The organism is Desulfotomaculum sp. OF05-3, assembly GCF_003435535.1.
GTDB lineage: Bacteria > Bacillota > Clostridia > Lachnospirales > Lachnospiraceae > Pilosibacter > Pilosibacter fragilis.
Genome location: NZ_QWGO01000005.1, coordinates 1 through 22,675, shown reverse-complemented (window position 1 = coordinate 22,675; position 22,675 = coordinate 1). Strand labels below are relative to the sequence as shown.

The window sequence follows — 22,675 nt, the reverse complement described above, 5'->3', positions numbered from 1 at the left end:
CTACATTTAGTTTGCCGGTACAAAAACTTTAGAGTAATCGTGATGGAAAGTCGGATAAATATCGATTCCTCCGGTTCCCTTTTTCACACCGATAAAACCATCTGCATAGTAAAGTGGAATATACGGAACATGCTCATGAACATTTTCCTGAATCTCTTTATAATACTCTTTTCTCTTTGCCTCATCTGTTTCTGCAACAGCCTTGTCAAGAAGCTCCATGACTTCCGGATCATCGTAGTGTGCTTTGTTTACTGCAGAACCCGGCTGAAGGATTCTTCTTGCATCATCACCGAAGATATTGAATCCCATACCGTAGATACAGGACTGATGTTCACCCTTTGTTGTACTTGTGCTGAGGCCTGCGGAGTCGAGCTCTACAATATTGATCGCGATTCCGATCTCCTTAAGCTGGCTCTGTACCATCTCCGCAATTGTCTTTCTCTCTGCTCCGCTTACAGTAACATCAAGTGTTGCGCCGCCGTTCGGATATGCCTTTGCCAGATACTCTTTTGCTTTATCCGGATTGTACTCATAACCGCCACAGTCATAAAATCCATATTCATTCCAGCCCCAGAAAGAGGTTGCTTTCTTTCCACGTCCCTCTGCTGCTACAGCGATAATGCTGTCAACGTCAATTCCGTATGCAACTGCTTTTCGAAGATCTTCATTGTCTGCCGGGGACTTCTGTGTATTAAACGCAAAGTAGGAAAGAGATCCGCCGTCATAACTGATCAGATCCAGATTCGGATCATCCTCAATCGTTCCAAGCTCGATCGTTGCCGGCTCCATACAGATATCAACTTCCCCGTTCTGTAATGCGATCAGACGGGCAGAATCTTCCGGAATATAGCGGAATGTGAAAGTCTTCGCGTTCGGAGCACCTCTCCAGCTGTCCTCAAATGCAACGAGCTTCGTATAGTTTCCAAATTCATAGGAATCGATCTGCCATGGACCTGTTCCGATTCCTGTTCCTTCTGTCGGATCATCGGTAACTGCTTTTTCACTGAGGATCGATGTAGTCGGTATCGTCATCATATATGGCCAGTCAAGGTTCGGTTTGAGAAGAACGATCTTTACTGTCATATCATCGACTGCCTCAACCGATTCCAGTTTTGTATATAAGTTGTTGCTGGATGTTGTTCCCTGCATTCTGTTAAATGTAAATACAACATCAGATGCTTTTAACGTTTCACCGTTGTGGAATTTTACGCCATCTCTCAATTTAAAGATATATGTCTTTCCGCCATCGTCGGTGCTCCACTCTGTCGCAAGCTGCGGTTCCAGCTCATTTGTCGTATTGTTAAAGTGAACCAGTGTATCATGCACCATTCGAAACATATAGTTATGCTGCGTGTTACTTGCTTCCATAGTATCGATCGTTGTATGTTTTGATTTCAATCCCATCGCGAGATCTTCTTTTAATTGAACACCTTCCGGCGGAGTCAGGGGATTCAGATCACCTGACGCATCTGCCGTTCCTGTTGTCTGCTTTCCCGGATCAGCTGTCTCGGTTCCCGCTGTCGCAGCCGAACCACCGGATGACGATTTTGAACATCCGACTACGCTTGCTGCAAGCATCGTTGTCATAAGCGCCGCTGCCGTAATACGATAAAAGCTTTTTTTCATGATTTCCTCCTTTTGTAATCAACAACTACTGGTAACAAAAATGATATAAACACGACAAAAGCGCTCCTTTTTAAGAAGGTCTCTCCGGCCTTCACCATAGATTCATATGGCTGATTCTTAAAAAGATGCGCTTTCTTTTATAGGTCAATTATATAATAATTATATATATTATACAAATATTATTCACGAATGACTTACATTCTTATTTCGAATGACTTTGGCACAATTTTATTTATTCTTCTTTGATACTGTTGAAATATTTTTCCGTGTATTTGCAGAATTTCTCCAATTCTTCTGTCATTTTCAGATCTTCCTGCAGGATCAGATACAGGGATCGTTTGAATTCGTTGTTATCGATCGGCCGATAACAGACATTTGCAAAATCTGTCTCGCTTCTCAGGTGATCTCTCCAGGAATACTTTGGCCAGATGGTGATCCCCACCCCTTCCTGTACCATGCGTCTCAAAACATGAACGTTATCACATTCAAATGCAATATCCGGAATAATCCCTTCTTTTTCGAAGATTGCTTCTGAAATCGTCCGGATACTTCCTCCGCTTCTCAGCATAACAAATTGTTCATTCCTGATATCCGACAACCTGACTTTTTCCATATTTCTCAACCACGAATCTTTATGAAACGCGAGATACAATGGTTCTTCCATCAATTTTACCGCATTTCTGAACACATACTGCGGCAGTGTACTTCGAATGCAGACATCCCATTTGGTTGCCTCTCTGCGATCTAATACCTGAAAAAAAACGTCCGGATTTTCCTCCCGAAATTCGCGAATCAATTCCGGAACAAGCAGTCCTGCGGTCAGAACGTTCAAACGGATCAGTTTTTTCTTCTGTCTATTGCGGAATTCCAACGGAAGATGTTCTATTTCCTCAAGCAAAGGAACTACCCTTTCCTGCAATAAATACCCATCACGGGTAAGCACACAGGATCTTCCGTTTTTCCGAAGCAACTCTGTTTTTAATTCGCGCTCCAGCGATTGGATCGCCTTACTGATGGAAGGCTGGGATACATTCAATTCCTTCGCCGCCATCGTGATATTTTCATATTTCGCAGCATATGCAAAATATCGAAGCTGATATAGTTCCATCTTTGCCACTCCTCCGTTTGTAATGCATAATGTAACTGTTCAGTGCCTCACAGTTACGGGCAAAAATCCCATACTTTACTAAAACAAGCGCAGCAGGTGCAAAAGCCTGCTGCTCACAATACAGAATCCAGGTCCTACCCCACCATCTGCACTAATATTCCTCCAATCGTCAGCATCAGCGCTCCGCAGGATCTTGTAACGATCTGCGCAAATGGCAAAAGCTCCATTCTATGCGCACTGCTCAAAACAGCTACATTGCCGGAACCGCCCATATTTGTTGTACACATCCCCGCTGCGATGGCAGATTCCAGTGGAAAAAAGCCGACAAGCTTTCCAAGAACTGACGCTGTAAGCGTGATGATCCCCACGATGAGTACCACCGTGATCAGATATAACGGTGTCAGAGTCTTTAAAATTGTATTCAGATCGATCAGGGTAAAACCGATCCCCGCAAGTGCCGCCGCCGTCCAGCTCTTAATGGCAAACTGCCCCCACTCTCTTGCCGCATCCTCCAGCTCTTCAGACATAATGCCGGTTCCCTTCACAAGCACGACTGCAATGATCATCCACGCATACGTCGGGATCACAGGAACAAATCTGTGTAAAATCGCGCCAAGCTGATAAAAGGCAAATGCAATGATCATCCCGGTACACAAAGACGCAAATGTTGGCTTCAATGGCGGTGTCTTTTTCACCGTTTTTCCATCATTCACCAATACACCGTTTCCGGTGGTCTCCGGGTGTTTTTTCCCGAAGTTGTTCAAAAGACCGCCAAAAATGATCGCCACACAGTTTCCAAGTACCGTGGCCGGTGCCATCTTTGTCAGCACATCCGCTGCTTCCACACCGAGCGCCTGAGAGTACATGGCCGAAAGAGGAACTGTACCCGCTGTCATTCCGCCGCTGGTCATAGGCACTCCGATATAGAGGATCCCGCCCCAGAAACCTTCCCCAAGGATGATCCCCATAATTCCTGAAAGCAGAATTCCCATAGAAAGAGAGATCACCGCCACCGGCAGAAGCTTCACGGTAGCCCTGAGCAGAAGATTCCGGTCAATATTAAAGAGACTGCCGCAGATCAGCGCCGCAATATAAAAGATCAGGAAGCCACTGTCATTGACAAAATAATCGAGCGTCTCAAGCGTCTGCTCAGGAATCAGTCCGCCTGCCGTGAGGATCGCAGAACCAAGAATACAGATCACAGATCCTCCGAGATATGTCTTCACCACCGGTACGTTATTTCCAATCGCATTTAAGCCCTCACCGAATACCATCAACACCAAAAACGCCGGAACCAGACTCTTCGGGACACAGCCCGTAAACATGCATGCCGCCGTCAGTGCCAGAATGAGGACATACAATGGCAGCGGAACCCCCGCCACTTTAAAATCCTTCATGCTCAACCTCTCTGTCTTCTTTAAAATGTCTTCTTTAAAATGTCTTTTTTAAAAACTCCGGATCGCGTCGCTTCCATCATCTACCGTCTTTTCCAGCCGTTTGATGATCACATCATATCCGGCCTTATCATTCACCTGCACATGCACCCGATCGCCGACTTTATGGCCTAAGAGTGCTCTGCCAAGCGGTGATTCGGAGCTGATCAGCCCTTTTAAAGAATTTCCGCGGATCGTCGTCACGATCTTGTAAGTCTCCGTCTCATCGTCATCCTCAAAATATACATCCACCGTATTGTAAAGACCTACTTCGTCATCCTTCGACTCATCCGATACCACCTTCGCCGTCCGGATCATTCTCTCCAGATATCGGATCCGGCTTTCATTCTTGTTCTTGTCCTTCTTCGCTGCATAATATTCAAAATTTTCACTTAAGTCGCCCTGGGCTCTCGCCTCTTTTACCGCCTCGATCGCCTCTTTCCGGACCACAAGTTTCCGGTATTCGATCTCCTCTTCCATCTTCTTTATATCATTTTTTGTTAACTCATCATACATAGTTTTTCCACTTCTTTCCTGAATTCTTTTAACACTATCTTATCTCATTCCTGCCTTAAAAACAAGCCCTGAGGAATCCGGCCTCTGCAAATATACCATCAGCAGTTACTGCTCACGCCTTGCGCAAACAGTAACCGGCAGTCTTCCCCTATGCGCATCCTTGGCACGTTCGTGCCTTTTGTGTAACAGGGAATTCCACGGAATTTCCTGTTACATAAAAAGAGCCAGTCCACAGCAAGACCAGCCCTTTTATATGGGTAAACAAAACAGGTAAACCTTATTGAATTTTTTGCATTTAACCCCACAGATGATTCTGCCAGGCAAATTTGATCACAGTGAGGATTACTACGACTAACATCACCGGTTTGATGATCTTCTCGCCCTTCCTGATCGCCAGATTGACGCCGACGAGGTTTCCTGCAATGGCACAGATTGCTGCCGGACAAGCGATCTCGTAAGCGACATTTCCCGTTTTCACATAGCTTACAAGGGCAATGGCATTCGTAAGTACAATGAGGACCTTACCGTTACCGGACGCACATCTCGCATCATAGTGCATGATCATCGTAAATGCGATGATCGCTACGGTACCGATCCCCGGTCCGAAAAGACTGTTGTAAAATCCCATGATCACGCCGACGATCAGGGCCTGAACAACTGTTTTTTTCGAGATCTCGCTTCTCATGATCACGTTTCTCGCGTCTGTCTTTCTGAGAACCATAATGAGAGCGATCACCGGAAGTGCCACCGTGATGGCCTTCTGGATGCTCTCCTCCGGAAGGAGAAAGATGATCTTTGTTCCGATCCATGCCCCCGTCATCGCCGTGATAGCTGAGACCAGTGCGATCCTCAGATCGACCATGTTGTTTTTAAAATACTTGATCGCCGAGACCAGGTTTCCAAGACCTGCCTGCAGCTTGTTGCAGCCGTAAGCCGAGCGGACCGGCAATCCGATCATTAAGTATGTCGGCAACGCGATCAATCCTCCGCCTCCGCCTATAGAATCAATGATACCCGAAATAAAGAAGATCGGGCAGATGATAAGCAATGTTTTTAAGTAACTCATTTCCTTCTCCCTTTTTGCACAGCCCGCGTTCTTTCATCATCTCCGGGAAACTGTTTCCACTGTGCTGCTGTTCGTATTTGCTGTTATTTTGATCCGTCAAAAGCTATCTTCCCGGCACATAAATCCTTTTACTGTTCACACCTTGCGCAAACAGTAACTGATTTTGCCGATGCTTCGCATTCCGAATCAGCAAAATCCACTACCACCACTGTATTGTACGGAATTTTCAGTTCAGAAAATTCCTACACGTGTACAGTAATTTTTATTTCCTCCCATGATCATCTTGAATATACCATGGATCTCATATATAATCAAATTTATAATATTGATATTTTTCATTAATGATATTTATATGAAGGAGAAAAAATGTTCCAGTCAAAAGACTACATCTACGAAATTTACCGCTGCGGCAGCTTCTCCGCCGCGGCAAGGAATCTCTATATCACCCAGCCCGCTATCAGCATCGCAGTAAAAAAAGAAGAACAGGAGTTAGGCCAGCCCATCTTTGAGCGTTCTTCCTCCCATCTTCTTTTAACTGACGCAGGCCGCGCCTACATCGATGCCGTGGAGAAACTCCACCGCATCGAAGATGATCTGAAGATCTACTGCAACGACCTTTCCAACCTCAAAACAGGTGCTCTGAGGATCGGTGCCTCCAGCTTTTTCCTCTCCAGCATCGTTCTCCCGGTCGTTGCCGAATACAGCCGCCGCTATCCCGGAATCTCTCTGGACGTTCAGGAAGCGCCATCTCTTGAATTACAAAAGCGTCTCGCGAATGAGGCGCTCGATATCCTCGTGGATCCGGTGGACCAGCAGGGTGACACCTTCAACTCTGTTATCCTCTTCGAAGACCACTTTCTCCTCGCTGTCCCAGATGCTCCAAATTTCTTTGCCTCTATGGGAATAAAAAAAGACCTTCTTCCTGCGGCATTCACCGCCGATGAGATCCGCCGCGGTGTTCATTTAGATCCGGCTGCGCCTTCCGTCTCCCTCTCTTCCTTCGCAAAGGCCCCATTCCTGCTGCTTCGCCCGGAGACCATTGCCTACGAACGCGCCGTGAAGCTCTGTTCCCAAAATGGCTTTGCCCCAAATATCCGCCTGCAGTTAGATCAGCTCGCCACCGCCTACCGCTCCTGCGGTGCCGGTCTCGGCGTCACGCTCCTGTCTGACACCGTTGTCCGCATGTCCAACCACGATGAACCTGTCGTTTTTTACAAACTAGACTCCGATGATGTAAGCCGTGACATCGCTGTTATGTGGAAGAAAAAGAGATATGTATCAAAGGCTATGGAGGAATTTACGAAGCTGGCGGTGGAGATGTTCGCAAAAGATTCATTTTCCTGACACGCAGCAAAAACACCTTTCCATACATTTAGGGGGTAACCACTGTATGGAAAGATGTTTTTCGTTTTCAAGAAGGATTTTTATGGTAAAAACAAGTTCAACCGAAAAGAAAACTTTTGTGGCTAAAAGTTTTATACGCGGTAACGGTCTACCATCTCGCAGATTCTCTTAACAGCGTCAACAGCCCTATCATGATCCTGAGAGAAATTCATGCGGATGAAGTCGCTGTACTGCTTACCGAACTCGGTACCCGGAGTCACGGTAACACTTGCCTGTGCGCGGCAGAGTTTTGTAAACTGGAAGATATCCACTTTTAATTTCGGAAGCTGCATGAAGATATAGCTTCCACCCTCTGTCGGACGTGCCCAACATCCCGGACAGCTGTTGATCACTTTCAGGATATCATCACGGATCTGTCTATGGTCAGCGATACGTTTCTCCATCCATCCTTCCGGCTCAGAAAACCATCTGTAGAAGGCCGCCTGATTATAACCTGCGCATCGCAAGGAAACAACTGCCTGTAATTTCTCCATGCGTGTGATGATCTCTGGGGTACCGTAGCCGACTCCGAGACGGAAACCGCTTAAGGACTCTGTTTTTGACGGTCCCATGATGGTGATCAGCTTATCCGGCTTCTCCGGAAGTGAACGCATATGTGTGTAAGTGAAATCTTTTTCAAGGATCTGGCGGCTGTAAAGTTCGTCTGCCAAGATCGCAACATCGTATTTCTTTGCAAGTCTGGCGATCTCAGAAACCTCTTCTTTTGAGAAAACCGCGCCGGTCGGGTTGTTCGGATTGGAGTAGAGGAACAGTTTTACACCGTTCTTGAAAGCCTCTTCCAGTTCCTTTAAGTCGATACCGGATGTGTGCGGTGCTGCGTCCTTCCAGTTCATGTGGATCGGAACCATCTCACCCTCAAAGAATTCAACAAGTTTGCGGTTGTCGAAATAATCCGGCTCTACGATGGCAACCTTGTCGCCTCTGCCGACTAAAGAACCCATTGCCAGAAAAAGTGCTCCCTGTGTACCCGGTGTAAGAATGATCTCTGTTTTCGGATCAACCGGAGCTCCACTATATTCTGCAAGTTTCTCCGCAAGATATTCACGGATCGCACCTTTACCTCTGTATTCCGTGTATGCCTGAAATGTACCATCGACACAGTAGTGTTTTACGAAGGTCTCAAGGCTTCCCGGGATCGGCTGATGCGCATTTACATCACCGTGGGAGAAATCTACTGCCGGTCCCTCAATTTTCCCACCGATCATCGGGAGCTCTTCCGCTTTCTGAAGTCCCTCCTGACCCGGTGCGTTGTCTGTGCCAAGTCTGGCGAATTTTTCTGCTAAATAGTCCATAATCTACCTCTCCTTTTATGAATTTCTGTCAGGATCATGCGTGTGTGCTTCAATTGTATTCTGTAAGAATTACCTTTCTCTTTGTATCTATACAATAACACAGAACACTTATATTGTAAAATGGATAAATCAGATGTATAATATATGCAAAACAGATGTTTAAAAGGATGGATCACCTATGAATGACGAAGTTTTGGAGACCTACTTAAATATAGTAAAGACCCATAGTCTGACAAAGACAGCGGAAAATATGTTTATCTCCCAGTCCGCGGTGAGCAACCGTCTGATCAGCCTGGAAAAAGAGCTGAACGTCAAATTGATTGAGAGAAGTCCCGGACAAAAAGGAATCCTGTTGACGCAAAAAGGGGAAGAATTTGTTGAATTCGCCAAACGCCATCAGGAATTAAACCGCCAGATCCAGGACTGGAGCCGCGGCGATGTGACAGAAGTTCTGCGGGTCGCCTCCGTCATCAGTCTCACCGACTATGTGAAGGGCTTTTACCGGGAACTTCTCGGAAAAGGAAAGCTCTCCATCACTCTTGCGACTCACTGGACTGACCGGATTATTTCCATGCTGGAAAATCGGGAGACAGATATCGGGATCACGCCGCGGGTATTCTACTCGAAAGCGGTAGAGGCCGTCCCGATCTTTCAGGAATCCCTGTATCTCGTAAGCAGCCGGAGTGTCTCCAGCTATCCTGATTTCATCGATGCGAAGACCTTAAAACGAGCCCATGAAATCTATTTCGACTGGGGAACAAATTTCGTCGAATGGCACGAAAACCAGATGAATCCTCTGGAACTCCCACTGATGGTCACGGACACAACAGAATTACTCCCGGAATTACTTCGTATCCCGGATTCTTTTTGTATCATTCCGGCATGTATTTTCAAGAACTTCCATGATCCGGACCTGAAGCTCTCAAGGATCACTCCGGAACCGCCTCCACGAATCTGCTATCTTCTCAAGCTGAAAGAACCGCACTCACAAAAGCAGGAGCTTGTCAGACAGTTTGAGCAGGAATTTAAGGAATATGTCCGAAAGCTGGAGGACGTATCGCTATAAACATGTATGCACCATAAAAAAAGACCACTGAACAGAATTTTACCCTTCAGTGGTCTTTTGATTTATTTTATTTTACTTGCCTACCCCCGCAATGATCGCGATCTCCACCGGAGCTTCTCCCGGAAGAACCGCAACACCGACAGCTGCGCGGCTTCCAACACCGGATTCCCCAAGCTCCTCGCAGAAATACTCAGACGCGAAATCCGCGATCTTCGGCTGCTTTGTAAAATCCGGCTCAGAGTTTACATAAACTGTAATCTGCATGATCTGTACGATTTTCTCGCCCTCTTCCAGCTTATTTTTTACAGCTGTAAGCGCATTCTTCGCAGCCTGTACAACAGCTTCCTTATAATCAGCAATATCATCAGATGCTTTTACTTTTCCTGTCCTGATCAGAACACCATTATTTCTTGGTGTCATACCTGCTGTAAAGATCAGATTACCAAATCTCGTTGCCGGTACATACTTTCCCTGCGGAATCGGATTTGCTTCTTTTGCCATAATAAAATACCCCCGTATTCTCTAAATTTTCACTTACTCTGTCTGGCTTCTGGCGCCCTCAAGGCCTCTTGCAGAATCCATAAGCACTTTTGCAATCTCTTCCATATTCTTCTGTTTTACACGTTTTTCTTCCCCGATTACAGCGAGTGAATAGACCGCATATCCACTTTTATCCCGAATGGGAACAGAAACAGATGCTACTCCCTCGTTTTGCTCGGAAATGGAGACACAAAACCCCTGTTCCCGAATTTTCTGCAGCTCTGCTCGAAGTGATTCCTTCTCTTCTGTTCCTTTCGGTGAGTCAGCGAACCCAACATCCAGAACAGAATTGATAAATTTCTCCGGCTGCCATGCAAATAGCGTCTTTCCGGTAGATCCCTTTAAGAGATTTCCGGCTCTTCCCACCTTCGATTCGATCCGAAGCACATTGGAAGACTGAACTTTTTCCACACAGACCGGAATCCCGTCTATCATCTTCGTGAGAACCACATCCTCGTTGTACATGTCTCTCAACCGATGCATTTCTTCCAGAATCATATCTTCCGTGGAAATATTTCTGGTCACCATAGCGGAAACCTGTAGGATTCTCGTTCCCAGACGGTATTTTCCATTCGGAGAATCCTGCACCAGCCATCCTTCATGAAGAAGTGTTTTTACGATATTAAAGGTCGTTGTCCGCTGCAACTTCAGCTCATTGCTGATCTCCGCAATTCCCAGATACTGGGTATTCAATTTTCCATACAGTTCCAAAATCTTGACTGCCCTGATAATTGAGTTGATATACTGGGGATGCTTTTCTTCCATAATTTCCTCCTGATGCCGGGTCTGTCCGGATAATATACATATTCCCAGTATATCAGCCCTGTTTTAAAAAAGCAATTCTTTTAACCCTCAGTGTCAAGTCTGAGAACGGTTTCATAAAGAACGTCTGCACCTTTTTCCAGGTATTCCGGATCTGTCCACTCTTCTTTGCAGTGGCTTAATCCACCTTTGCTTGGTACAAAAATCATTGCAGACGGAACTTTATGAGCCATTGGATTTGCGTCGTGACCAGCGCCACTCGGCATGACTACATGCTTTGTCATACACGTTTCCGCTGCCTGTCCGATCACATCCATCAGGTGTGAATCACACTGGACGGAACCTTTATTGATCTTATTGGTGATCGTAAATTCGACCGTATCGATTCCCGCCGCAATCTCACGTATCCTTTTGATCAGCTCATCGGTCTTTTCCGTTTCCATGTGGCGCATCTCAAATATGCACTGTACACGTCCCGGAATCACATTTTCAGATCCCGGATCACAGGTAATCGTTCCAACGGTAAGTACAAGTTTATCATCAATCTCCCGGCACGCCTTGTCTGACTCCACAATGAGTTTTGCCATGGCAACCATGGCATCTCTTCTCTTTTTCATCATGGTCGTTCCAGCATGGTTGCTCTGACCACTCGCTGTCACAACATAACGGATCACACTCACGATACCACTTACAACACCGATATCGAGTCCCTCATTGTCCAGATAGTCTCCCTGTTCAATATGGGCCTCCAGATAGCACTTCACATCAGAAAATTCCCTCTGGCATCCCATAATTTCGTCCACCGTATGCCCGTAAACAGCCAGTGCGTCTCCAAGTCCCAGCTGTTTTGGATCCACCAGACCTGTAACTGCTCTGCTTCCAAACGTACCTCCAATCGGATTGGATTCCTCTGCGTTAAAGCCATAGATTTCAATCGGATGTTCCAGCTTTTTTCCCTCATCCACAAGGCGTTTTACTACTGCAAGACCAGACGCAACACCGTAAGCTCCGTCAAAGAGTCCTCCGTGTGGCACGGTATCCATGTGGGAACCGATCAGGATGCTTTTTGCACCTGACCGTGTTCCCGGTAAAATTCCATGAATATTTCCGGCGGCATCCCACTCTGTTTTCATTCCGAGAGACTTCATCTGTTTTTCCACCGCCGTTGCAGCTTCAAAATATTCCGGACTGTAACATGTTCTTGTGTAGGATCCATCCTCATTTTTTCCAAAACTTGCGATATCTCTGAGAATTTCATTTACCTGATTCATATCTGCCACCTCGGTCTCTTAGTGATTTCTGACAGGACGTACAAATTCTCCCCATCCGGACGCACTCTCATCAACAACACCATTTTCCATAACAACACGTCCGCGGACAACCGTGCAGTCCACGCTGCAGCCAAGCTTCCAGTCCTCATAGACTTTCATGATGCCCTTCGCCTGAGAATAGCTGTCCTCTGCCCTGCATGTAACTTCTTTATTTAAATCAATGATAACAAGATCGCCGTCCGCACCGGAAGTGATCGTTCCCTTCTGTGGGAAGATATTGAAACACTTCGCCGGATTTACACTTAAGAGCTCGATGATCTTTTCAAGGCTGACACCACGCTTCATGCCCTCTGTCACCATTAACGGAAGACGAAGGTCGATTCCCGGAAATCCGGACGGAGACAGGAAAATATCCTTATTTCCATTTTTATCGAGTTTTTCTTTCTCAGATACCAGGAACGGGCTGTGGTCACTTCCGATGAAATCCACGGTGCCATCCTTAACATAATCCCAGAGTCTCTCTACATCTTCTTTCTTTCTGAGAGCCGGATTACACTTCGCGTAAGCACCGTATTTCTCTACATAGCTCTCGTCGAGAAGAAGATAGTGCGGACAGGTTTCTACATAAACCGGCTGCCCCTCTGCCTTTGCCTGCTTTGCAAGTTCCATGGCCTGCCAGGTTGATACATGAACGAGCTCGATCGGGCATCCTACATCTTTACCAAACTTTAACATCTTGGAAATCGCCTCGATCTCAACGATCGGAGGTCTGGATTCGCAGTGTGCGATGTTCTCGTTCTGGCGTCCCTGCTCACGGAGACGTTTGATAAAACCGGTTACAAGTTCATTATCTTCCGCATGTGCCGCAATCGTAAGTCCTGTTTTCTTTACTTCCTCGAGCACGCGATATAACTGGTCATTATTGGCACTTGTCAAGCCTTCAAACTCAGCGTCTCGCCCCTCCGGTGCGTCATGCAAAAATGTCTTATATGCAACGATCCCCTCATCTGCCAACGGCTCGATCGCCTCCGGATGTTGTCCGCCTGCTGCTCCGAAGAAACAGAAGTCCACACAGCTTCCTTTTTCGTGTCGGTCGTTTGCCGAGCTGTCCTCACCCTTGCAGATGCTGATCCTGTCTTTTAAGATCTTTCCGTTCCACTGCGGCGGAATGGAAATCGGATGCTCAAAGAATGTGGTACATCCGCCTGCTGCCGCTGCACGGGTTCCAACTTCAAATGTCTCTCTCTCCCAGTGCCCCGGATCACGATAATGTACATGAGTATCAATGCCGCCTGGAATCACATGTTTTCCGGACGCGTCGATCGTCCGTGCTGCCTCCGGGAGAAATCCAGGCTCCGTGATCATCGCAAATTTTCCATCTTTAATTCCAACATCTGAAAGACGGAAACCGCCTTCCAGAAATACAAGTCCATTTACAACCGCAAGATCTAACATCATATTCTGTCTCCTTTTCCGCTATTTTGGTTCACTGTTCCCCAATGTTAAAGGCGGATCACATTTTCGAGCTGCTCGCCTGCCATAAAGTGCTTTAAGTTACGCACGATCAGTTTTCCGATCAGAAGCGTCCAACTCTCACCCATTCCGGATTTATGCGCCGTGATGAACATATTATCAAGATCCCAGAGCGGGCTTTCTTTCGGAAGCGGTTCTTTTTCAAACACATCGCAAGCTGCCCATGCGATCTTCTTTTCTTTTAATGCGCGGTAAAGGGCCTCTTCATCCACGATCGGGCCTCTCGCGAGATTCATAAGCATTGCAGTCGGTTTCATATGAGCAAATGCGTCATCATTAATGATATGGCGGGTTTCCGGGAGAAGCGGAAGGTTGATGGAAACAAAATCACTCTCTTCAAGTACGGAATTAATACCATCTCCGCCTTTATAATAATGATCAAGAAGAGAAAGGGCACTCTCCGGAAGATCCGCTACATCGTAAGCTACGATTCGCATACCGAATGCCTTTGCTCTCTTCGCAATTTCCTGTCCGATGGAACCGAAGCCCAGAATACCGAGCGTCTTTCCGTAGAGATCCTGATAGCAGATGCACATCCACTGATCCTGTCCGAACATATTCCAATGATGATTCTTTTTATCCATCTCGATCTCACGGCCTTTTCTTGCATAAAAAAGCATCTTAAAGATCACATCTTCAGCAATAGACATGCTCATAACGCCACGGCTGTTTGTCAATGTGATTCCTCTGCGCTTGATCTCTTCACAGTCAGCTGCATCATATCCTGCACCGGTTCCCTGAAGCCATTTTAACTTTGGCATGCGGTCTAACAAACTCTTCTGCATCAAAAACGGCTGTCCTACCATTGCTTCCACATCGGAGAGATCAATGGACTCATCGCGGAACTGATCATCCGTTAAAAACAGAATGTCTTTTTTGATATCATCTGAGATCAGATATTCGTATAATTCGTTGCAGACATACTTGTAACCCATAATCTATATTCCCTGGTAACCGTCCCCTCTTATCTACGGGGTGTTACTTCCTTTCCCTATTTATATATTTTTTATTCGCGTTCTGAATCTGCACGTTTCTCGTTACAGTTCAAAAAATTTCTAACCCTGTACCGGAACTTTTCCACCACTATAATACCGCACTTTGCTCGTTTTGTAATGGTTTCTCACGATTCCTTCCGCCATCGCCAGACCGCAGACAACACCGTCTAATACCGGCACTCCGAGTTCCCCGGAAAGTTTTTCTGCCAGGTCGCAAAGACCTGCGCATCCAAGAATGATCACTTCCGCCTGATCCTCTTTAATTGCCTTTTGGGCTGCTTTCAGATACTGACTGTAACGGTCACTGTCCTCCTCTGCCACACGGATGGAGGCGAGCGCATGTTCCATATGGTATTCTTCTACGAGGTGCTTTTTGTTCGGGACAGAGTAAGCGTCTGTCTGGAGAATCGAGAAAGAATTTCCGAGCATAGCTGCTGTTATCATCGATGCCTCCCCGACACCGATCACCGGTTTTTCTGTAAGTTCACGAAGTAACTTCAGATTCGGATCACAGGCACATGCCACAATAAATGCATCGGCATCCTCGTATTGTCTTACAAGTTCCATCATTCCTGACTGAGCTCTGGCAGCATCTTCAAATGTATCGATGAACTCCGGTGCCCCCGGTGTCAGTACAGTCACTGTCTCAAACCGATCTCCCGCATATTTCTTCGCGGCAGCGGCGATGTCTGCTGTCATCGCCGCGCTGCTGTTAGGATTGATCACTACGATTTTCACTAAGCGTTCCTCTTTTCTTCAAGGATTTTTTCGAGTCCTGCGATCTGTACACATACACAGAACATCGGGATGGTCTGTTTTAAGTCTTCCATAGACGGACGTGTCGGAGCAAGACGGATATTTGTATCATTCGGATCCTTATGATACGGGTACGTTGCACCTGGAAGCGCTACCATAACGCCAACATCGTTCATGAGTTTTAAGACTCTCGCCGCGCATCCTTTATATGTATCAACGGTAATAAAGTAACCACCGTCCGGTTTGAACCAGGTAAGAAGATCCTCATACGGAATATCATTTCTCAATGTATCGTCCACATAGTCAAATTTCGGACGAATCAGCGCAGCAACATCTTCCATGTGCTCTGCAATATGCTGCGGAGATTTTAAGTATTTCACATGACGCATCTGATTGATCTTATCATGGCTGAAGATCTGGAGTTTCAGGCGCTCCTTGATCTCAGCGATATTTTTATCACCGGAAGCAATGATGGATACCGCAGAACCCGGATATGTAATTTTGGCTGTGGAAGCGAAATAAAGGATACGGTCTGTTGTTCCATACTTCTCGGCTTCTCTGTAGATATTTAAGAGCGTATGTTTCTTATATAAATGGTGTACACAGTAAGCGTTATCCCAGAAGATCTGGAAATCCTTTGCTGCAGTCTTCATCTTTGCAAGGCGGGTTACACACTCATCGCTATAGATTGCTCCGGTCGGGTTAGAGTAAAGCGGAACGCACCAGATACCTTTAATCGAAGGATCTTCACCTGCAAGTTTCTCCACTAAATCCATATCCAGACCATTTTCATCCATCGGGATCGGGATCATTTCAAATCCAAAGGCCTCTGTAATCTTAAAGTGGCAGTCATATCCGGGAACCGGACATAACCACTTTAAGCCAGTCTGCTGAGACCACGGTTTCTCACCGAGAAGTCCGAAACAATAAATTCTTGCAAATGCGTCATAAATCAAGTTAAAACTGGAATTTCCACCAATCACCACATTATCGATTGGAAGATCCAGAAGATTTGCAAATAATCTCCTGCACTCCACAAGTCCGTACATGACACCATAGTTTCTGATATCCGCTCCTTCTTCAGAGATATGGTCGGAATTGTCGAGAATATGGAACATCTCACGATTCAGATCCAGCTGTTCATCGGCCGGAAGTCCACGGCTGATATTGAGATCCAGCCCCAGGCTCTTATAGGAATCATAGGTCTTATTCAATTCTGCAAGTTTTTCTTCGATCTGTTTAATGGTAAGGTCTTTCGCTTTCATGTGATTTTCCTCCTCTTTCTATCCCACGGTTTCTTTGTGTCTCACCCACACCGCCATTCGCGACTGGCGGATTCTTTTTTGTATATATTCATTATTGTCTTTTTTGATTCATTATATATGAATGTATTCAATTATTATGATTTTATATTCATACAATAGCACACTTATTAGTGCATGTCAACAAAAAGAATCATTTTTTCTATTCAGCTTTATGCAAATTGTTCAGACATGTTCTCTCTATCTGATATGTAAAAAAGCACTGTTGTTTTCTATTCTTTTCGCCCGCCCATAAGCTGCTGATCTTCCAGCTGGATTCTCTGGAATTCCACTTTATAGTCATCCGGGTCTCTCGTAAAAAAAGCATAGACCGGAAACTTTTCCTGCCGTTTCGGTGGTTCCTTGATCACACAGCCCTTTTCTGTCATCCGTGCATACTGACGATCCACATCTGCCTCATCATGGCAATTCAGAGAGAGACATACCCCCACATCACCGGACGGAATCGATCGCCCGTCACCATACTGACAAAATCCCCAGTAACCGTACCCTGTATCGAATATCTTCAACATTCCCCCCGCCTGTTCCTGAACTACCGGAAGCCCAACAATATCACGGTAAAAATGAGTTGTTTTTTTTATATCGCTGCATGGTAAAAATGTTACACAATTCTCTATTGCCATATGTACCTCCATATTTCTCGTCTGAACATACTTTTTTCATTTTCCCGATTACGGTACTGTAAACAAAAAGCGGCAATTCCGGGTAGCCGGAATCTTCTGGCCACTAAAATCGCCGCTTGAAATTACATCTTAGCTATTCTGCCATTTATTTCCGACAGGCAGACAAGCTTCTGTACTTTTTCCTGTCTCTTTTACAGTAGCTACTATTTTCCACTCTGTTCCTGTCTTGCAAGTTCTTCTTCATAGCTCTTGCACATTTTAATATAATGATGATTTTTATCTGTGATCGCCGTATCATATTTACGTTCCCCACTCTCCCAGTCTTTTACAAGTCCAAAGAATGGTTTTGCGAGAACAACAAGAGCGATCAGGTTCGGAAGCAGACACAGTCCGGAACCGATATTTGCGAATCCGCCATATAAAGCATTTACGTTTGCATATCCTGCAAATACAAGCGGGAATATGAAATATAACCATTTGAGGACTTTAAAAGCCTTTTCACCAAATAGACTCACGCATGCTGTCTCATAATAAATGTAGAAAGAAAGTACTGTTGAGAAACAGAAACCAAAAATACAAAGCGTTACAAGAACATTGCTGATCGATGCAGGAATTACAGTTTCTACCGCAGCCATTGTTAATGCCACTCCGGATTCTCCGCTGCACCATACATCTTCAGGTGTTAAAATGATCAGTGCTGTCATTGTACAAACAACGATCGTATCGATGAATACCTCTGCAGTTCCCCATAAGCCCTGCTTAAACGGATGCTCTACATCTGCTGTTGCATGGATACACGGAGCCACACCGACACCTGCGTCGTTGGAACCGGTTCCTCGTGCTGCTCCCTGCTGGATCGCTGTCGCGATGGAAGCACCAACAAAACCGCCGACTGCGCTTGTAGGTGTAAACGCATTGATAAAGATGGATGCCAGAGCATGTGGAACATCTGCAATATTTCCACCGATTACAATGATTGCAATAGCAAACCAAACAACTGTCATGACAGGAACCATGATCTCACAGACTTTACCGATTGATTTTAATCCGCCGAGAACCGCTAAAGCAGCTAAAACAACACATACTGCTGCAATCAGATATGGGTTGATATTGTACGCACGGTTTACGGACTCAATGATCGTATGTGTCTGCATAGTAGATGCCATAAATACACAGTTTAAGATAAGACCGATTGTGAAAACCACAGATAATGCCTTTGCATTCATTGCCTTCCGCATATAGTACATCGGTCCACCATAAATAGAAGAACCATCTGGCGCAACCTCACGATAATGCACCGCAAGTGTTACTTCCGCTGTCTTAACACTCATTCCGAGAAACGCAAACAACCACATCCAGAAAACAGCGCCAGGTCCGCCAATCGAGATTGCAGAGGCGGTTCCTGCGATATTTCCCATGCCGATTGTTCCTGCCAAAGCACCTAATACTGCTTGTACAGAAGTAAGTCCGGCCGTATTATTTTCTGTCTTTTCGAACATCTTTCCCAGAGTATTTTTCATAATATACCCAAATTTACGGAATACATAGAACTTCGTACCCACAAGCATATAAACTCCCACAAGAATCAGAAATGCCTGCGTATACCATCCCCACAACAAACCTCCGATCACATTTGACAGTTCAATGATTGACGATACGATCCCTTCTAAAAAAGCCATACCAATCTCCTTTCAACTCTTGTAACATCCTTTTCCTTTTTGCTCGCTGCAGCTCGTATTCATAATATATGAACGTCTTCATTTATTATGAACTTATGTCTTCAGTATAACGAGAGAGGGATTTATTGTCAATAAGAAGTTTGACTTTAATATGTAGATTTAAGAGGTGTATTTATGGCTATTTTTCACAATTAATAATATTAATCCTCTCCGTCTATGTGTAATCTGACATAAATATTCTCTTTTTTTCACAAATCACACGTTTCACTTCCCTGACCTGATGTCTCTTACGATTACGAAAATGATCGTGTCCTGGCATGCCCGGATGTTCCACGCGGTCGTTTGCAGAAATCTACAGATTCGCACAAATGCATATTGTCGGCACGTTAATGCCTTTTATAGAATCGAAAACCCATCAGAATTTTCTATTGCAAAAAAAACAAGTTCTTCCTTCTATGAATCACTGTCTATCAATCCATATTGGAAAAACTTGTTTTTATTGCTTCTATTTTCTGGTTATTGTAGCCGCATCTGTTCTTTTATAATTCCTGTCTCCTTTTTTACTGAATAGCCACCTTTCATTTTTCTTTCATCTGTAAAACTTAAACCCCATTTTCATCCAGTTTTAACACCGTCTGATACAGAACATCCGCCCCCAAATCGATATGTTCCGGTTTCGTATATTCGTCTCCCTGATGGCTGATGCCCTTGACACTCGGAACAAAGATCATACCGATCGGGACACCTTCGTGGGCCATCGAATTCGCGTCATGACCTGCACCACTTGGCATGATGATATGGCTGATTCCCTTTTCCGTGCAGACATCGTCGATCAGTTTGATCAATCTCGGATCACACGGTGTGGAATATTTGGCACCGGTATTCACAAATTCAAACTCACAGTTCGGAATCTCTTTTGCAAGTGCCTGAATATCTGCATAGAACTGATCTGTTACAGCTTTGTCCATATGGCGCATCTCAAAGTTCGCCACAGCCTGTCCAGGAATTACATTTTCCTGTCCGGGTGATACAGAGATCTTTCCGACCGTGAATACAAGTGTGTCATTCAGTTCTTTTACCCGCTCTTCTGCTGCCACGATCAGCTTTGCCATTCCGACAAGCGCATCTTTTCTGTTAGCCATCATCGTTGTGCCCGCATGGTTGCTCATGCCTTTTGCCGTTACCTTATAGTCGATGATGCTGACGATTCCGCTGACAACTCCCACATCTATTCCCGTATGATCGAGTTTATCGCCCTGTTCGATATGATATTCCAGGTAGCACTCATACTTGCTGATATCTCTCTTGGCTGCTTTTGCTTTTTCCGGACTGCAGCCAAACTTTGCTAATTTTTCCGCATATCCGGGAATATCCGGATCGAGCATCCCTGTCACGCATCTGCTTCCAAATGTACCGCCAAGAATACTGGACTCTTCCATATTAAAGCCCCAGATCTCCAATGGATGGCGCAGGGTACGTCCTTCATCCTTTAAGCGGGCTGCAACTTCCAGGGCACCGGTCACACCCAGCATTCCATCATAAACACCGCCCTGCATAACTGTATCCATGTGAGAACCGAGCACGATGGATTTTGCTGCCGGGTCACTCCCCTGCAATACGCCATGAAGATTTCCGACCGGGTCAGTCTCCACCTGCATTCCCAGCTCCTGCATGCGTCCTTTTAAAAACTCAAGCGCCTGAAAATATTTTTCTGAAAATCCCAGTCTTGTGATCGAACCATCTTCGTTCCGTCCAATATTGCCCGCCTGTTGGAGCAATTCGTTTAATCTGCTCATTTTTAGTCATCTCCTCCATTAAGTTTTCCACATGCCGTCCTCAGATTTCTCCTAACGAAACATGAAAGTATCTCTTATCAGCCAATTCCCCCAAGCAGCGCCCCCGCCACAAGTGCGAGAAGCGCAGCCGGAACCAATACATATTTTCCAAGCGGCATAAACCAGCTGCCGATCGTTTTTTTCGTTCCTTTGTTAACTGCTGTAAGCGCAAAATCCTTTCCGGCTACCCAGAAAAACATGATAGCGGCAAGCATCGCGCCAAGCGGACAGATATAAATGGAGACCGCATCCATCCATCCGGAAACGATTCCCTGGATCATCAGGGAAATGATACCGCCAAGCAGCGCGATCACTGCAACCGCAATTTTCCGCCTGAACCCAAACCGCTCCTGCATCATCTCTACCGGTGCCTCATAAAGATTTACCAGAGAGCTTAAGCCTGCAAACAAAACACAGACATAAAAGACTATCTCTACACACCATCCGCCCGGCATGCCATTAAACACATTCAGCAGATAAATAAACATCAGCCCCGGTCCGCCTGACGATAATTCTGCGCCTCCCACTGCCATGCCCGGTATAATGACGAGTGCCGCAAGAAGCGCCGCTAATGTATCAAAAAATGCTACATTTCTTGCTGATCTGACCACATCCTCTTCCTCGCTCAAATAAGAACCGTAAATGACTGTTCCATTTCCTGCGATGGAAAGCGAAAAGAATGCCTGGCCGAACGCGTAGATCCAGAGTCTTGGATCAAAAAGCCCTTTGGGATCCAGTGTAAAAATATAACGATATCCATGTTCCGAACCTGGAAGTGTAAAAATATATATGCCGAGCCCAACAAACAGGATAAAAAGCATCGGCATCATGATCTTATTCGCTTTCTCAATTCCGCCGGAAATTCCATATGCCATGATCACCGCGGTTACAAGCATTGCGATCACCTGCCACACATTATTTCCAAATGCGGCGGCTGTACCTCCAAACAAGCCTTCGATCGCGGCTACATCCTGCCCTAAGTGGAAGAGACCACCGGAAAGTGCAAAAAATGTATATTTAAAGATCCATCCTACGACCACGCTATATCCGATCGCCAATGCCAGGGATCCGATAACCGGAATCACACCGATCACCTCTCCTGTCCGCTTATTTCCGGTGCGGATCTCCGTACATTTACCGAATGCTTTGATCGGTCCGCTCTTTGCCGCGCGACCAAGCGCCATTTCCTCGATCACTCCGGTAGAAGCGATCAAAATGACAAACAGAACATATGGAAGCAGGAACGTCATTCCACCCCATTCTGAAACCATATATGGGAATCTCCAGATATTCCCCATACCAACAGCCGACCCAATGCAGGCCAGCACAAATCCTGTCCGGCTCTTAAAGCCATCTCTATGTTTTCCCATACACTTATAACTGCCTTAGAACAGCTATGTCCCCTTTCTCATAATTCATGTTTAAACTTTCTTGAGCGTGTGACCCTCATGCATGAACTCTATCGTGTGCTGTCGGCAATTTCTGCTGATACATTCAGCCAGCATTTCCGAACATATTTTATCATACCATGCAATCCTACGTTTTACAAGCATTTGAAATTGTTGCGACGACCGCAGCGGAGCGTAGACATTCGAACCGTTCGAACCCGGCAGGGCTTGAACATACAAAAAAAGAGCCATCCATCGGATGTCTCTTTTTTGTATCATTGAGAGCACGAGACGTCGCAGAACGTCCGGGGGACGTTCGCCTGCGACGACCGGAGTGGAACATAGACATTCGAACCGTTCGAACCCGGCAGGGCTCGAACATACAAAAAAGGAGGTATCCAACGGATATCTCCTTTTTTGTATCATTGAGAGCACGAGACGGGATTCGAACCCGCGACCC

At 45.7% G+C, this 22,675-nt stretch carries 19 protein-coding genes; 2 read left to right on the top strand and 17 right to left on the bottom strand.

Annotation, left to right across the window (positions count from 1 at the left end; translation table 11 throughout):
- Nucleotides 1-6: 6 nt before the first annotated feature.
- From DXA87_RS04125 to DXA87_RS04105, 5 genes are all read right to left on the bottom strand, one after another.
- Nucleotides 7-1,626: an ABC transporter substrate-binding protein gene (locus tag DXA87_RS04125; protein WP_117503382.1), complete on the bottom strand. Its 1,620-nt coding sequence runs from the start codon at nucleotides 1,624-1,626 to the stop codon at nucleotides 7-9.
- 232 nt (nucleotides 1,627-1,858) lie between these two features.
- Nucleotides 1,859-2,734, bottom strand: a complete 876-nt coding sequence (locus DXA87_RS04120) for a LysR family transcriptional regulator (RefSeq protein WP_117503381.1) — start codon at nucleotides 2,732-2,734, stop codon at nucleotides 1,859-1,861.
- 134 nt (nucleotides 2,735-2,868) lie between these two features.
- Nucleotides 2,869-4,131, bottom strand: coding sequence for a 2-hydroxycarboxylate transporter family protein (locus DXA87_RS04115; RefSeq protein WP_117503380.1), 1,263 nt, complete (start codon nucleotides 4,129-4,131; stop codon nucleotides 2,869-2,871).
- 48 nt (nucleotides 4,132-4,179) lie between these two features.
- The gene (gene greA, locus DXA87_RS04110; protein WP_117503379.1) at nucleotides 4,180-4,683 is read right to left on the bottom strand and encodes a transcription elongation factor GreA; all 504 of its coding nucleotides are present in this window, start codon (nucleotides 4,681-4,683) and stop codon (nucleotides 4,180-4,182) included.
- Between the two features lie 295 nt (nucleotides 4,684-4,978).
- Nucleotides 4,979-5,749, bottom strand: a complete 771-nt coding sequence (locus DXA87_RS04105; protein ID WP_117470116.1) for a sulfite exporter TauE/SafE family protein — start codon at nucleotides 5,747-5,749, stop codon at nucleotides 4,979-4,981.
- A gap of 366 nt (nucleotides 5,750-6,115) precedes the next feature.
- Here DXA87_RS04105 and DXA87_RS04100 point away from each other — a divergent pair, with 366 nt between their 5' ends.
- Nucleotides 6,116-7,093: a LysR family transcriptional regulator gene (locus DXA87_RS04100; RefSeq protein ID WP_117503378.1), complete on the top strand. Its 978-nt coding sequence runs from the start codon at nucleotides 6,116-6,118 to the stop codon at nucleotides 7,091-7,093.
- Between the two features lie 131 nt (nucleotides 7,094-7,224).
- On the opposite strand, the gene DXA87_RS04095 is transcribed toward DXA87_RS04100, so the two are convergent.
- Complete coding sequence (locus tag DXA87_RS04095; RefSeq protein ID WP_117503377.1) at nucleotides 7,225-8,445, bottom strand: pyridoxal phosphate-dependent aminotransferase; 1,221 nt, start codon at nucleotides 8,443-8,445, stop codon at nucleotides 7,225-7,227.
- A 178-nt stretch (nucleotides 8,446-8,623) separates the two neighbouring features.
- Between DXA87_RS04095 and DXA87_RS04090 the strand changes: the two genes are divergently transcribed.
- On the top strand, nucleotides 8,624-9,511 hold the full coding sequence (locus tag DXA87_RS04090) for a LysR family transcriptional regulator (protein ID WP_117503376.1): 888 nt from the start codon (nucleotides 8,624-8,626) through the stop codon (nucleotides 9,509-9,511).
- Between the two features lie 72 nt (nucleotides 9,512-9,583).
- On the opposite strand, the gene DXA87_RS04085 is transcribed toward DXA87_RS04090, so the two are convergent.
- The 11 genes from DXA87_RS04085 to DXA87_RS04035 form a co-directional block, all read right to left on the bottom strand.
- Nucleotides 9,584-10,012 carry a RidA family protein gene (locus DXA87_RS04085; RefSeq protein ID WP_117503375.1) on the bottom strand — a complete coding sequence of 143 codons (429 nt, stop codon included), beginning with the start codon at nucleotides 10,010-10,012 and terminating at the stop codon, nucleotides 9,584-9,586.
- 33 nt (nucleotides 10,013-10,045) lie between these two features.
- Entirely contained in the window at nucleotides 10,046-10,816 is a 771-nt protein-coding gene (locus DXA87_RS04080) for an IclR family transcriptional regulator (RefSeq protein ID WP_117503374.1), read from the bottom strand.
- An 80-nt stretch (nucleotides 10,817-10,896) separates the two neighbouring features.
- Entirely contained in the window at nucleotides 10,897-12,084 is a 1,188-nt protein-coding gene (locus DXA87_RS04075) for a M20 family metallo-hydrolase (RefSeq protein WP_117503432.1), read from the bottom strand.
- 18 nt (nucleotides 12,085-12,102) lie between these two features.
- Nucleotides 12,103-13,542: an amidohydrolase family protein gene (locus DXA87_RS04070; RefSeq protein ID WP_242998009.1), complete on the bottom strand. Its 1,440-nt coding sequence runs from the start codon at nucleotides 13,540-13,542 to the stop codon at nucleotides 12,103-12,105.
- Nucleotides 13,543-13,586: 44 nt separating this feature from the next.
- Nucleotides 13,587-14,552: a D-2-hydroxyacid dehydrogenase gene (locus DXA87_RS04065; protein WP_117503373.1), complete on the bottom strand. Its 966-nt coding sequence runs from the start codon at nucleotides 14,550-14,552 to the stop codon at nucleotides 13,587-13,589.
- Nucleotides 14,553-14,672: 120 nt separating this feature from the next.
- A complete protein-coding gene (locus DXA87_RS04060) occupies nucleotides 14,673-15,350 on the bottom strand; it encodes an aspartate/glutamate racemase family protein (protein WP_117503372.1) in 678 nt (225 codons plus the stop codon).
- Nucleotides 15,350-16,633, bottom strand: coding sequence for an aminotransferase class I/II-fold pyridoxal phosphate-dependent enzyme (locus tag DXA87_RS04055; protein ID WP_117503371.1), 1,284 nt, complete (start codon nucleotides 16,631-16,633; stop codon nucleotides 15,350-15,352). The genes DXA87_RS04060 and DXA87_RS04055 overlap by 1 nt, the downstream gene beginning before the upstream one ends.
- A gap of 269 nt (nucleotides 16,634-16,902) precedes the next feature.
- Entirely contained in the window at nucleotides 16,903-17,313 is a 411-nt protein-coding gene (locus tag DXA87_RS04050; RefSeq protein WP_158553016.1) for a VOC family protein, read from the bottom strand.
- Nucleotides 17,314-17,516: 203 nt separating this feature from the next.
- Nucleotides 17,517-18,992, bottom strand: coding sequence for an amino acid carrier protein (locus tag DXA87_RS04045; protein WP_117503369.1), 1,476 nt, complete (start codon nucleotides 18,990-18,992; stop codon nucleotides 17,517-17,519).
- A 602-nt stretch (nucleotides 18,993-19,594) separates the two neighbouring features.
- Complete coding sequence (locus DXA87_RS04040; protein ID WP_117503368.1) at nucleotides 19,595-20,788, bottom strand: Zn-dependent hydrolase; 1,194 nt, start codon at nucleotides 20,786-20,788, stop codon at nucleotides 19,595-19,597.
- Nucleotides 20,789-20,865: 77 nt separating this feature from the next.
- Complete coding sequence (locus DXA87_RS04035) at nucleotides 20,866-22,197, bottom strand: sodium-dependent transporter (protein ID WP_117503367.1); 1,332 nt, start codon at nucleotides 22,195-22,197, stop codon at nucleotides 20,866-20,868.
- Between the last annotated feature and the right edge of the window lie 478 nt (nucleotides 22,198-22,675).